Here is a 250-nt window from a genome sequence, read left to right as displayed (position 1 = left end):
CGAGTTAATCTGGTAAATGTCCAGATTGTTGTACTCAGCTGAGGAATACTTACGCTTGACATTAGCCCCAACCTTATATAGTTCATTGGTTGCAAAGTCAATTTCTTTATCAGTCAGAATATCCTTAACATCAACAACCCCAATACCATCATGAGTATCCAGTGTTGTGAATTGCTTCATAGGACTCATCTCAAGCCACTTGACTAGACGCTCAGCTTTACCACTGTATAGAGAATAAAGAGTTACCATC

1 pseudogene is annotated in these 250 nt (G+C 39.2%); it reads right to left on the bottom strand.

Annotated features, from left to right (window positions below):
• Positions 1 to 180, bottom strand: a pseudogene (locus QP415_RS12405) (hypothetical protein); the annotation flags it as partial.
• Between the last annotated feature and the right edge of the window lie 70 nt (positions 181 to 250).

Source organism: Pauljensenia sp. UMB3104, from assembly GCF_030217285.1.
Classification (GTDB): domain Bacteria; phylum Actinomycetota; class Actinomycetes; order Actinomycetales; family Actinomycetaceae; genus Pauljensenia.
The sequence above is the reverse complement of the archived record's forward strand: the minus strand, read 5'-3'. Positions and strand labels throughout refer to the sequence as shown.